The 13,677-nt window shown below is 34.4% G+C and carries 11 protein-coding genes; 7 read left to right on the top strand and 4 right to left on the bottom strand.

The window, feature by feature from the left end:
- Positions 1-10: 10 nt before the first annotated feature.
- The 3 genes from DYH56_RS01920 to DYH56_RS01910 all read right to left on the bottom strand — a co-directional run bounded on the left by DYH56_RS01920 (position 11) and on the right by DYH56_RS01910 (position 2,411).
- Positions 11-1,234 carry a uracil-xanthine permease family protein gene (locus tag DYH56_RS01920; RefSeq protein WP_114641161.1) on the bottom strand — a complete coding sequence of 408 codons (1,224 nt, stop codon included), beginning with the start codon at positions 1,232-1,234 and terminating at the stop codon, positions 11-13.
- Positions 1,235-1,283: 49 nt separating this feature from the next.
- Positions 1,284-1,664: a thioesterase family protein gene (locus tag DYH56_RS01915; protein WP_114641160.1), complete on the bottom strand. Its 381-nt coding sequence runs from the start codon at positions 1,662-1,664 to the stop codon at positions 1,284-1,286.
- A gap of 108 nt (positions 1,665-1,772) precedes the next feature.
- Positions 1,773-2,411 carry a YitT family protein gene (locus DYH56_RS01910; protein ID WP_158539015.1) on the bottom strand — a complete coding sequence of 213 codons (639 nt, stop codon included), beginning with the start codon at positions 2,409-2,411 and terminating at the stop codon, positions 1,773-1,775.
- A gap of 342 nt (positions 2,412-2,753) precedes the next feature.
- Between DYH56_RS01910 and pepF the strand changes: the two genes are divergently transcribed.
- Both pepF and DYH56_RS01900 read left to right on the top strand, forming a co-directional pair.
- On the top strand, positions 2,754-4,721 hold the full coding sequence (gene pepF / locus DYH56_RS01905; protein ID WP_114641158.1) for an oligoendopeptidase F: 1,968 nt from the start codon (positions 2,754-2,756) through the stop codon (positions 4,719-4,721).
- Positions 4,722-4,875: 154 nt separating this feature from the next.
- A complete protein-coding gene (locus DYH56_RS01900; protein WP_114641157.1) occupies positions 4,876-5,376 on the top strand; it encodes a TM2 domain-containing protein in 501 nt (166 codons plus the stop codon).
- A gap of 68 nt (positions 5,377-5,444) precedes the next feature.
- On the opposite strand, the gene DYH56_RS01895 is transcribed toward DYH56_RS01900, so the two are convergent.
- The gene (locus tag DYH56_RS01895; protein WP_369927686.1) at positions 5,445-6,944 is read right to left on the bottom strand and encodes an AbgT family transporter; all 1,500 of its coding nucleotides are present in this window, start codon (positions 6,942-6,944) and stop codon (positions 5,445-5,447) included.
- 483 nt (positions 6,945-7,427) lie between these two features.
- Between DYH56_RS01895 and sppA the strand changes: the two genes are divergently transcribed.
- The 5 genes from sppA to galU all read left to right on the top strand — a co-directional run bounded on the left by sppA (position 7,428) and on the right by galU (position 13,606).
- The gene (gene sppA, locus DYH56_RS01890; protein WP_158539014.1) at positions 7,428-9,137 is read left to right on the top strand and encodes a signal peptide peptidase SppA; all 1,710 of its coding nucleotides are present in this window, start codon (positions 7,428-7,430) and stop codon (positions 9,135-9,137) included.
- 133 nt (positions 9,138-9,270) lie between these two features.
- Positions 9,271-9,630 (top strand): YbaB/EbfC family nucleoid-associated protein, encoded by a 360-nt coding sequence (locus tag DYH56_RS01885; protein WP_028855572.1) that lies wholly within the window; start codon positions 9,271-9,273, stop codon positions 9,628-9,630.
- A gap of 121 nt (positions 9,631-9,751) precedes the next feature.
- Positions 9,752-10,441: a lysophospholipid acyltransferase family protein gene (locus DYH56_RS01880; protein ID WP_233499975.1), complete on the top strand. Its 690-nt coding sequence runs from the start codon at positions 9,752-9,754 to the stop codon at positions 10,439-10,441.
- A 21-nt stretch (positions 10,442-10,462) separates the two neighbouring features.
- Positions 10,463-12,376: a methionine--tRNA ligase gene (gene metG, locus DYH56_RS01875; protein WP_114641153.1), complete on the top strand. Its 1,914-nt coding sequence runs from the start codon at positions 10,463-10,465 to the stop codon at positions 12,374-12,376.
- Positions 12,377-12,730: 354 nt separating this feature from the next.
- Positions 12,731-13,606: a UTP--glucose-1-phosphate uridylyltransferase GalU gene (gene galU, locus DYH56_RS01870; protein ID WP_114641152.1), complete on the top strand. Its 876-nt coding sequence runs from the start codon at positions 12,731-12,733 to the stop codon at positions 13,604-13,606.
- Positions 13,607-13,677 lie beyond the last annotated feature (71 nt).

Raw genomic sequence — 13,677 nt, 5'->3', positions numbered from 1 at the left:
CCATACTTTTTTATATATTCTTAGGCAGAACTTTATTTAAAACTACTCCTACAATAGCTGCTACAGCTAGACCAGATAGAGAGATAGTTCCCCAAAGAACTACGTTGCTGATAGCTATTCCTAAAACAAAGATAAGGGAAGCAATGATTAAATTTCTTGAATGGGCAAAATCTAAGTCGGCTTCAATCAATGTTCTCACTCCTACACTTGAGATCATCCCAAATAAAATGATAGATATTCCTCCCATGACAGGAGTAGGGATGGTCTGTAAGACAGCACCAAATTTTCCTATAAATGATAATACAATGGCGTATACAGCTGCGATTCTAAGGACAGCGGGATCATATACCTTGGTAACTGCCAATACACCGGTGTTCTCGCCATAAGTTGTATTGGCTGGTCCGCCGATAAGTCCGGCAAAAAGTGTGGCGATACCGTCTCCTAACATAGTTCTGTGAATTCCGGGTTCATCAAAGAAGTTTTTTCCAACAACAGCACCATTAGTTGTAATATCTCCAATGTGTTCTATGAATACTACCATAGCTATGGGAGCTATAGCTATAACCGATGTCCACGAAAATTCAGGCATAGTGGTAAGGTCTTTTAGGGCGCTATCTGTAAATCCAATCCATTTGGCATTGGCAATGGGAGTGAAATCTACCAGTCCGAAGAAGACTGCTAAAGTATATCCAACCATTACAGAGATAAGGATAGGAACTAATCTAAAGAAAGATTTTTCTAAAACAGAGATGACTACCATGGTAGTAACCACAACTACAGCAATGATCAAGCCTTTTGATTCAAATGAACCATTATTGTATCCAATCATACCTAGGGCAACCGGACTCATTCTGAGACCGATAACCATGATGATGGGACCGACAACTATTGGCGGGAAAAATGATTTTACTTTCTCGACACCAAAGACCATGATAACTATAGACATCAAGATATAGATAAATCCTGCCGATATAACACCTGCTTTTACAGCTCCGATACCATCTTGCTTTAAAACTAAGGATATAGCTCCAATAAATGCGAAACTAGAACCTAAAAATACAGGGACAATTCTCTTGGTACAAAGATGGAATAGCAGAGTTCCTCCCCCTGCGGCTAATAGTGCGATAGATGGGTTAAGCCCGGTTAAGAATGGCACCAGTACAGTAGCCCCGAACATAGCTAACACATGTTGTAATCCTAATAAATATTTTGTCTTTCCGTTAATTTTATGCATTTTTCTCTCAATCCTCCTAATTTTTTTTCAAAAAAAAAGATAGTAAAATCTATCTTTTAATCAATTTATTTATAAATTTTTCCTTATTGACAATAAATCTGTCATGGAAACAACTTCCTACAATAGTTTCTTCGTGGATAACAACAATTTCGAAGGAAAGTTTTTTTCCGTCGATCTCAGTCAGTGTAGCAATACAACTTAATTTATCTCCTACTAAGTTAGCTTTTAGATGTTTAGCATTTACAGATATACCTACTGTGGTATTTTCTTTATCCAGGTATTTTTCAACACTAAGAAATGCAGTTTTTTCCATAAAAGCAATTAAATTTGGAGTAGAAAAAACATCTAATCCGCCAGATTCCATTTTTATGGCAGTTTCCGATGAATTTATAATTTTTTCTAATGTATAAGATAGATCTTTTTTTAACATTGTATTACCTCCCCTACTTTAAACTTTCGAAATTATACTCTATTTATTTACGGATGTCAATGATTAAAAAAAAGAAACTTTTCATTGAAAAGTTTCTTTAGAATTTTCTTAAGCTGCAGAAAAGATGTTTTCCTGGAATTTCTTAGATTTAACAATGGTAAAATTAACAGTTCTTCCGATTAAGAATGAGCAGACTACAGCGTAGATAGCTGTATCAAATCCTAAGAAATAAGCACAGATTAATATTACGATAGAATCTGCTACTATCATTACGTTTCCTACAGGAAATTTAAAAAGTTTATTAAAAATCTGAGCTACGATAACAGTTCCGCCAGTATTGCTGCCAAAAGCTACAGCCAGTCCAATTCCCATGCCGATGCAGATGGCACCTGCAACAACGGCGATAAATTTAAATATTAAACTATCTGCACCAGGATGATCAAACCTTAAAAAACTATGGGTAAACCATTCATAGAATGGGAATAATATAAGGGCATACGTAGTGGTAAGAGCATATTTTTTTCCTATAATAAGGGCCCCTAAAATAAACACAGGGATGTTAAGTAATAACATAGCCTGGCCTATAGAAAAATTTGAAAAAAGTGTATTTATTAAGATTGCCAGCCCTGTAAATCCTCCGGCAGTAAATTTTGCAGGTCCTAAAAAATTAGTGATACCCATTGCTGCTATAAAAAATCCTAGATTAATAAATAAAAATTCTGTTAGATGTTTTTTTCTTTTCGACATTACCTTATCCTCCTTTTGTATATTCATTTTGGTCTTAACAATGCATTATATACTATTTTACAGGTATTGTAAATGATATAATTAAAATGTTTTAATGTGTACAAAGTGTCCATTGAGGATTGAAAAATATGGTGTTTTTAAAATAAATAAAACCTGTTGAATAAGGTTAAAATTAGGGATATACTAGAAGTAAGAAAATAAAAGTTAAATGTATCACAGATGAAAAATAAAATCTAAGTTAATCTGAGAAATCTGAGACAGAAAAATTATTAGAGAAAATAGGTGTTAATTCGTGGCAAAAGAAAGGTTTTTTTCAGAAGTGAGATAGGGAGGATAAAATATATGAAAAAGAGAATTTTAATATTAACCGGGATTTTGGCATTGGGGATCGCATCCCACCTTTATATAGGTCAAAATTATACAGGAAAAGAAGGAAAAATAAGTTCACAGAGGATAGGTGAAAAAAAAGTGAAAAGTGCGGTGGCGGATATAAAAATAAAAAATAGATATAAATGGAATTTAGATGATATATACAGGGACTGGTCCTTATGGGAGAAAGATTTTTCTAAAATGGAAAAAATGATGGATGAAATCAATAAATACAAGGGGAAAATATCTGAGGCTCCTAAAACTTTTATAGAATTTTTAAAGTTACAGGAGGAGGTGGATATTTTATCCTATAAGGTTTATCTATATCCGAATATGAAAAAAGATTTGGATGGAGCAGACCAAAAAGCTGGAGAAAACCTCCAGCGTATTATAACGTTATTCAGTCAGTACACTACTTCTACAGCTTGGGTAACTCCGGAAATATTGACTATCCCAAGGGAAACTGTGGTTAGCTGGATAAAGAAAAATCGAGATTTGAAACCGTATGAATTTAATCTGATGGAAATTTACAGGTTGCAGGAACATACATTAGATGCAAAATCAGAAAAATTAATCTCCTATTACGGCCAGTATCAGGGGGCTCCTAAGAGTATATATTCTGAGTTATCTACAACCGATATTAAATTTGGTGAGGTGGAATTTAAAGACGGAACTAAACTGCCTATGACCTATGGAAACTACAGCAAGATTATGGCAACTAATATGGATCAGGGGGAGAGGAAAAAAGCTTTTGATACCCACTATAAAACTTTTGAAGATTATAAAAACACCTATGGCGCAATCTATAGAAGTTCACTACAACGGGATTTTGCAGTATCTCAAACAAGGAATTATAAATCTACTTTAGAAGCTGCTCTGGAGCAGAATGATATACCTACTTCGGTGTATGAAAATTTAATCGAGGTAGCTAAAACAAACAGTGAACCATTGAAAAGGTATGCCGGACTCAGAAAGAAAATATTGGGATTAGAAAGTTACCATAGTTATGACGGTTCGATTCCGTTGGTAGATTTTCAAAAAGAGTATGAATATGATGATGCAAAACAATATGTATACGATTCTATAGCTCCCTTGGGGAAAGATTACAGCAGTAAGATGAAGACGGCCATAAGTGATGGCTGGATCGATGTATACGAAAGTAAGGGTAAGAGGAGCGGGGCGTACTCTGTAGGAGTGTATGGGGTCCATCCATATATGCTCATGAATTATAATAAGACTTTGGACAATGTATTTACACTGGCTCATGAATTGGGGCATACCATGCATACCCTCCTTTCCAGTGAAAATCAGCCATTTGCAACTCATGACTATACCATCTTTGTAGCGGAAGTGGCTTCTACATTTAATGAGAGGCTGTTACTGGATCATATGCTGAAAAATACTGTGGATCCCAAGGAAAAGATCGCACTATTACAACAAGCCATCAGGGGGATAACCGGAACATTTTATTTTCAATCTCTTTTGGCCGATTATGAGCTTCAGGCACATAGACTGGTGGAAGAAGGGAAACCTGTAACCCCGGATGTGCTGAGTAAAATTATGGCAGACCTATTCAGAGAATATTATGGGGATTCAACAGAAACAGATAAGATAATGGAAGTTTTATGGGCTAGGATACCGCATTTCTTTAACTCACCCTATTATGTATATCAGTATGCTACCTGTTTTGCCTCATCATCGGTATTTTATGACAGGATAACTAATGAAAACTATAGTGCAGATGAGAGGAAGGAAGCTTTGGAAAAATATCTTACTCTCCTAAAATCAGGGGGGAATGACAACCCTATGAATCAGCTGAAAAAAGCAGGGGTAGACCTGTCTAAAAGGGAGACTGTAGAAGCAGTTAGTAAGGATTTAGACAGACTCCTGGATCAATTGGAGGAGGAGATAGGTAAGTTGAAAAATAATACAAATAATTAGGTTAGAGTGATTTTATTTAAAATTAAAGTTCAAATTTTTTTAGATTTATTTAACTTCAAATGGGAGAGAGAAGTTCATCTACTGGTTGCTAACGTAGTATAAGGTATGATATACTGCTATGGTTAAAAAAATGTACTAGGGAGATGACATATTTATGAAAAAAATCACATTTATACTTACTTTATTATCAGCATTATTATTGACAAGCTGCAGTTCTTTAAACCCGGCAGAAAAGCAACAAGTGCTAAAGCTTAAGAGTCTGGGGATACAAGAGGATTCTTTAGGGACAAAAAGTCCAGCAGCAGCAGGTGCTCTTAATTTGTTACCTGGTGGAGGAAACTTTTATTTAGGTCAAACGGGACCGGCAATTGGAAATTTATTATTCTGGCCTGTATCTGCAGTATGGGGAGTTCCACAAGCTATTATGGATGCTAAGACTATAAACACGAAAGAGACTGTAGCTTATTATAACTACAACCCAGAAGGGAAAAAGGAGATAGCTAGAAGAGAAGGGATGACAGAGACAAACTCTCCTGCAAATTCTGATTCTGAACTTGAAAAATTAAAAAAAGATTTAGAATTAATGAAGTTAAAAAATGAGATCAGAGATGAAATCAAGAACGAAGTTAGATACGAAACTATGAAAAATAGATAAAAAAAATTAAATTAATATAATAAAAAAAAGACGAGAAATTAATCTCGTCTTTTATTGTTATTATATTATTACATATAGATTCCGATTCCAGGTCCGATAGGTAATCCTAGCATCATCCATACAATCAATAAGATTGACCAACCGATTAAGAATGCCATTGAGAATGGTAACATGATAGAGATTAATGTTCCCATAGATCCTTTCTTATCGTATTTTTGCATGAATACAATGATCATTGCAAAGTAACTCATCAATGGAGAGATGATATTTGTAGTTGAATCTCCAATTCTGTATGCTAGTTGTGTAAATTCAGGAGTATATCCTACTCTCATTAACATTGGTATAAATACGGGTGCTAAGATAGCCCATTTAGCTGAGGCTGATCCCATGAATAAGTTTAAAATTCCTACTACTAAGATAAATCCAATGATTAAAGGGATGCCTGTCATTCCTGTAGCCTCTAATAAACCTGCTCCTTTAACTGCTAAGATAGTACCTAAGTTTGAGTAGTTAAAGAATGCGATAAATTGTGCAGCAAAGAATACTAATACTAAGTACCCGGACATAGTTGCCATAGATTTACTGATCATTCCCATAACATCTTTATCAGATTTTATAACTCCTACAGAGATACCGTAAGCTAACCCTGGTACAGCGAAGAACAATACGATGATAGGAACTAATCCGTGTCCTAAGAAGTTTTTACCTAATGTGAAGTATAGAGGTACTAAGCAGATGATTAAGGCTACAGTTGCTAATCCGGCAGCTCTTAAACCTTTTTTTTCTGCAGGTGTAACTTCATCAAATTCTAATGTATCGTCACCTTCATACTTTCCTAATCTAGGTTCAACGATTTTTTCTGTAACAAACCATCCAATGACAGCTATTACAAATGTAGAAACAAACATGAAGAAGTAGTTTGCAGTAGGTGCAACTTCATATGTAGCGTCTAAAAGCCTGGAAGCTTCTGTAGAGATACCGCCTAATAATGGATCGATTGTTCCGATCAATAGATTAGCTGAGAATCCTCCCGATACACCGGCAAATGCTGCTGCTAATCCTGCCAATGGATGTCTGCCAAATGATAAAAATATCAATGCTGCTAATGGTGGTAATACTACGTAACCAGCATCGGATGCAACGTTTGACATGATTCCTAAGAATACTACCATTACAGTAACTAATTTCTTTGGTGTAGAAAGAGCTGTTTTCTTTAATAAGATTGCCATTAATCCGGACCTTTCACACACACCGATACCGATGATAGCTACTAACACTGTCCCAAGGGGTGCAAACCCTGTAAAATTTTTAACCATACGTGTGAAGATATAATTGATCCCCTCTGCATTCATTAAAGATTTAGTTTGAATAACCATATTTTCCATTTGCATTGTCTTTCTGTTTATTCCTTCAAATTCAACTGACCAGCCCAATGCTGATCCTATTCCAGATATAACCACCATTACAAGTGCTAAGATACCAAATAATGTTGCTGGATGGGGTAATGCATTCCCACCTTTTTCAATGACGTTTAGAAATTTGTCTACGAAACTAATTTTTTTTTCGATTTTAACCGTTGATGTGTTCATAACTCCTCCTTGAATTTTCAATTAATAATTCTAGTTTTTCATTAGAATTGTATTAGGAGTATAACTTAGATAAAAGAGAATGTCAACTACTTCATTTTGGAAATAGGATGATACTATCAATAAAAGAACACAAAATAAAAAAAAAGATTTTTGTTCTGAAAAATAGTACTATAAAGAGCGGTGTTTATTTTTTACGAGTATTTTCAATAACTAAAATGTTTCTAAGGTAAAGTTTGAAATTAAATGAAATCAAAAAAACTTTGATTTGAATAAAAAAAATAAGCGAAAATAGAAGGTTAAAATCTTAGAAAAAAATAGACTTTATTGCTAAAATTATAAGTTTGATCTATAATTTATCTATAAAAGAAGGAATTAGGTTTAAAATGAAATAAATATACTTAAGGTGTTTTTTTATGATAAACTAAAATAAGTGAAATAATAAATATAATGATGGGGTGTAAAATGAAAATGATCTTAAAATATATAGGGAAAATTATTTTGTTTTTTTCTAAACAAGTGTTACAGGCAACCTTAGTGGTGATGATATTTTTAATTATTATAGCAGGAGTAATAACTGCGACTTTAACTGAATATAAAAAAGAAATTGTAATTGAAAAAAATACATATTTAGAACTTGATTTTTCTAAGGGAATAAGTGAAAAAGATGAAGGAGGGTTCTTTGAGTTAGAAAAAGCTATAAAATTATACCAGGTATTAGAGGGGATAAAACAGGCCTCCAAGGAGCCCAATATAGAAGGGATTTATATGGATATTGACCATGTAGATATTTCGGTCAACCATATTGAGGAAGTTGGGGAAGCACTGGATGAATTTAAAAAAAGTGGGAAAAAAGTATATGCTTTCACTAGAAATATAGATAATCAAAACTACAGGCTGGGAATATATGCTACAAAGATAGTGATGCCGCCCATACAATCGGCTATGATAGATCTAAGCGGGTATTACAGGGAATTCAACTATTTTAAAAACTTAGCTGACTATGTAGGTATAAAATTCAATGTGATTCACATAGGGGAATATAAGGCTTACGGGGAGCAGTATTCAAAGGGGAAGATGTCAAAAGAGTTTGAAAAAGATGTCAAAAGGGTATATGACAGAGTGTACAATGATAGGATAGAGGAGATTTCAAAAAGGAGAGATATAGAAAAACTTACAATGAATAAGGCTATATTAGGTGGAGAATTAGTCATGACAAATCCAATATACGGGAAAAAAATAGGCCTTATAGATGGACTCAGCTACCAGAGTGAATTTGATGAAAAATATGAAGTGGGAAATAAAATATCCTTGGAAGATTATCTGACTACCATTAAAAGGATAGAAAAAAAAGAAAAACTTGCTTTAATATATGCTTCCGGGGATATAGTATATAAAGGGCCTCGTGGAAGTGAAAACAGCATAAATGTGGAAAATATGAAAAGTGAGTTGAAAAAAGCAGAGGAAGATAAAGATGTCAAGGGAATCGTCTTGAGGGTAAACTCTCCAGGTGGTTCAGCACTTGCATCTGAAATAATACATCACGAGATATCTAAATTGAGTAAACCGGTCTATGTGTCCATGGGAGGAGTTGCGGCATCGGGAGGCTACTATATATCTGCAGGAGCAAAAAAAATCTTTGCTACAAAATCAACCATAACAGGTTCCATAGGAGTGGTGTCTATAATTCCTGAGATAAGCGGGTTGGTGAAAAAATCAATGATTAATGTAGAAAGGGTAGAAAAAGGTAGGTATTCTGGGATGAATTCATTGACTGCAGAGATGACTCCGGGAGAAATTGAAAAGATAAGAAGATCCAGTCTGGGAGTGTATGATGAATTCAAAAATAGGGTAAGCCTGGGAAGAAATATTCCCTTGGATAAGCTGGAGAGCGTTGCAGGTGGCAGAATTTGGCTGGGAGAAGAGGGGGTAGAGAATGGATTGGTAGATGAAATTGGCGGACTTGAAACAACTATAAAAACTTTGGGAAGAGATTTAAAATTAAAAGATTATCAAGTTGTTGAGATAATGGAGAAAAAAGGGATGTATGAAACTGTACTGGGATACAGGGATATATATAGTAAGGTGAGAAGTTTTGTGAGGACACCTATGATAGAAGCTGCACGATTTAGGATAAAGACACCACTTTTATTTATGCCCTACGAATTTAATTAAATTATTGACACCATCCCAGGTGGATATGCTATACTTTTAAGGAGTAAGAAGCCCTTATGAAGGGTGCAATATTGTCATAAGAAGCAAGAAATGCATTTAAAATAAAGAGAATGAATAAAGGGAGGAACAACAATTGGTTAGAAAAATTAAATCTAAAGGAAATAAAGCGGCAGGAAATCAAGGGGATATCTTAAAGCAGGCACAAGTAATGCAACAAAAAATGTTAGAAATTCAAGAGGAATTAAAAGGTAAAGAGTTAGAAACTTCAGTAGGTGGAGGAGCAGTAAACGTTAAGATCAATGGACAAAAAGAGATCCTTTCGATTAATATTTCAGATGAAATATTAAAGGAAGCTGTAGAAGATAACGACAAAGAGATGTTAGAGGATCTTATCGTATCAGCAGTAGCCGAGGCAATGAGACAGGCTGAAGAATTAGCAGAAAAAGAGATGTCTTCAGTAACTGGTGGAATGAATATTCCAGGATTATTCTAAGGATAATTTTAAATTATATCTAAAAGAGCTTTCGAGCTCTTTTTTTGTGTAATATTATGTTGATTTTTTTTAGTTACTGTGATTATTTGCTGGGAATATAAAAAAGTTGTGCTATAATATAGTGGCATTATTAAATTTTATAACCAGTAAGGGAATGGGGAGTGAATCGATGGAAGAACAGAAAAAGTATAAGATATTTGGATTACTGATCTACTATATCTTAAGAATTTTATCTAAGACATATAAAGTCCAAAAGATAAGCGCAGAAGGAGCTATGAATAAAAATGCAGTATATGTTTTCTGGCATAATAAAACAGTTTCTGTCACTGTGATTATGGATAAGATAAAGAAAAAAGCTGCTCTTGCCAGTGCTTCTAAAGACGGGGAATTAATTAGTATACCCTTAGAAAAATTTGGATATAAAGTGATCAGAGGTTCCAGCGGAAGGGATGGAGTTAAAGGTCTTTTGAAGATGGTTAAATTAATGAAAGATGGATACAGTGTGGGCACACCGGTAGACGGGCCAAAGGGACCGGTATATAAGGTTAAGCCTGGGATGCTGTTTTTAGCTCAAAAATCCGGGAAAAAATTAGTTCCGATTGGTACTGCATCTAAAAATAAATGGGTATTTGAAAAAACTTGGGATAAGATAGAACTGCCGAAACCATTTTCCAAGATAGTGTACATATTGGGAGATCCTATAAATATAGAGCCAGGTGAAGATTTAGAAGCAGCGGCATTAAGAGTGGAGAAAATCTTATTGGAATTGGATAGACAGGCAGAAAGTAAATTAAAGAATACAAAAATATAAATATTAAAAAGGAGATATATTATGAGTAAGAATTTTTATGTGACAACACCTATATATTATGTAAACGGAGATCCCCATGTGGGAAGTGCTTATACAACTATAGCAGCGGATGTATTGGCTAGATATAAAAAAACAATGGGATATGATGTGTTTTTTCTGACTGGTTCAGATGAACACGGTCAAAAAGTAGAGGAAAAAGCTATTGAGATGGGGTATACTCCTCAAGAGTGGACAGACAAGATGTCGGTTAGATTTAAAGAGATGTGGGAAAGATTAAATATAGATAACAACGACTTTATCAGAACAACTGAGGACAGACATAAAAAAGCGGTACAAAAGATCATTCAAAAAGTATATGACAACGGAGATATATACAAGGGATCCTATGAGGGGAAATATTGTGTTTCATGTGAAACTTTTGTTCCTGAAAATCAAATTGTAGGAGAAAACGGATGTCCGGATTGTGGTAAAGAACTAGGAGTAGTAAAAGAGGAGTCGTACTTCTTTAAAATGAGTAAATACCAGGATATGTTATTAAAACATATAGATGAAAATCCTGAATTTATCCTGCCTAAGAGCAGAAGAAATGAAGTTATATCTTTTATAAAGCAGGGATTGATGGATCTGTCTATCTCAAGAAATACTTTCGACTGGGGAATCCCGTTAAAGATAGATGAAGATCATATTACCTATGTATGGTTTGATGCACTGACAAACTACCTGACTGCTGTAGGATATGAAAATAATGAAGAGATGTTCTCTAAATTCTGGAAAGACGGAGAAATTGTACACCTTTTAGGAAAGGATATATTAAGATTCCATGCTATAATCTGGCCTTGTATGCTGCTTGCTGCCGGGGAAAAATTGCCGGAGAAGATAGTGGCTCACGGATGGTGGACTGTAGCAGGAGAAAAGATGTCAAAATCTAAGGGAAATGTAGTGGATCCCATAGCAGAAATAGAAAAATATGGTGTGGATGCATTTAGATATTTCTTACTTAGTGAAGTTCATTTTGGAAGTGACGGAGATTATAATACTACAGCTATGATAAACAGGGTAAATGCTAATCTATCCAATGATTTAGGGAACCTATTAAATAGAACTTTAGGGATGTATAGTAAATACTTTGGTTCAGTAATTGAAGCCGGAGAAGGCCGTGAAGTCTATGATGATGAAATTAAAGAATTATGGGAAGAAACACTGGTAGAGGTAGATAAATACATGAGTAATGTGGAATTTTCTAAGGCCTTGGAAGCTATTTTTAAATTTGTATCAAGAATGAATAAATATATCGATGAAACTATGCCTTGGGCTTTGGCTAAAACCGATGAAGGGAAACCTAGATTAGCAGTGGTACTCAAAAATTTAGTGGAAGCACTGAATAAAATAGCAGTATTGGTATATCCGTATATTCCAGAATCAGCTTCCAAGATGTGGGAACAATTGGGAATCCATGGAGATATAAAATCAGCTAAGATAGAAGATATAAAAGCATGGGATATATTAAAAAATGGGCATAAATTAGGAGAAGCTACTCCTATCTTCCCAAGATTGGAAAAACCTGTAGAGGAAGTAAAAGTGGAAATAGACGAGAACTTAGTTATTGAAAACCCTATTGATATTACGGATTTCGAGAAGGTAGAAATGGCTGTAGTAGAGATATTGGAAGCAGAGTTAGTAGAAGGTTCTAAAAGATTGATTAAATTTAAAGTAGAGACAGGATCTGGGATCAGACAAATAGTATCCGGAATAGCTAAAACTTATAAAAAACCAGAAGAGTTAGTAGGGAAGAAAGTTATGGCGGTGTTAAATTTAAATTCAGTAGAATTACAGGGTGAAATATCACAAGGGATGTTACTGACTACAGTGGAAAAAAAGAGAACCAAATTAATCTTTATAGATGATGCTGTAAAAGTAGCCAGTAAGATAAAATAGTTTTAACTAATAACTTAGTTACGAATGACACGAAAAAATAGAGCGTGGATGCGAGAGTATACACAGATAAAAAATAAAAGATATAGAATTTTGATTAAATTAATTTGTGTTCTATGGATTTCATAAAAAACATTGGTCACGGAGATACACTGAGGTAAAAGAAAGTCACACAGAGAAAAAAATCTGTGTATCTCTGTATTAAAGAAAAATCGAATCTTTTGAATTAGTGATAAGTCGTGAGAAAAAAAGGTTCAAAAAATCAGATTTTAGTCTGCGTCAAGGCTTTTAGATTTATGTAATCTGTATCAAAATTTTATAGAGGTTTTTGAAATATAAAATTGTAGGGGTGTGAATATGAAAAAAATTACAAAAGCAGTTATACCGGCAGCAGGATTAGGAACCAGAGTACTGCCTGCAACAAAAGCCCAGCCTAAAGAGATGCTCACAATCGTAGACAGACCATCGTTACAGTATATAGTGGAAGAATTGGTAGAATCTGGAATAACAGATATTGTAATAGTAACAGGAAGAAATAAAAATTCCATAGAGGATCATTTTGATTATTCATATGAGGTAGAAAAAACTCTAGAGGAAAAAGGGAAATTAGAACTGCTAGATAAGATAAAGTATATATCTGATATGGCTAATATATTCTATGTAAGGCAAAATAAACCTCTGGGGTTAGGCCATGCAATCTTGAAAGCTAAACCATTTATAGGAGATGAACCATTTGTTATCGCTCTAGGTGATGATATCATGTATAATGAAGAGAAACCGGTAACTAAACAGCTGATTGAAAACTATGAACAATACGGTAATAGTGTCATAGGGGTTCAAGAGGTAGCAGATGAAGATGTATCTAAATATGGTATTGTGAAACCTATTAAAAATCTAGATGAAGATACTGTCCTCATGGAGGATTTTATAGAAAAACCAAACTTAGAGGATGCCCCTTCTAAGATGGCTTGTTTAGGCAGATATCTGCTGACCAGTGACATATTTAAGCACTTGGAGAAGCAGGGTGCAGGTGTAGGTGGTGAGATACAGCTTACAGATTCGATCCTGGCTATGATAAAGGATGGAAAAAATATAGGAGCGTATAGATTTAAGGGTAAAAGATATGATATCGGAAGTAAATTAGGTTTACTTAAGGCTAATATAGAGTTTGGTCTGCGTAACGAAGAGACTAAAGATGGGCTGAAAGAATATTTAAAAACGATAAAGTTATAATAAAAACAAGGGGTGTAGAGAGGGGGAATCCCTCCTATACTCTCTTTTTATTTTAAAAAAAGTGTTTGATA

This window comes from Psychrilyobacter piezotolerans, assembly GCF_003391055.1.
Classification (GTDB): domain Bacteria; phylum Fusobacteriota; class Fusobacteriia; order Fusobacteriales; family Fusobacteriaceae; genus Psychrilyobacter; species Psychrilyobacter piezotolerans.
This window is presented reverse-complemented; position numbering and strand designations above follow the sequence as displayed.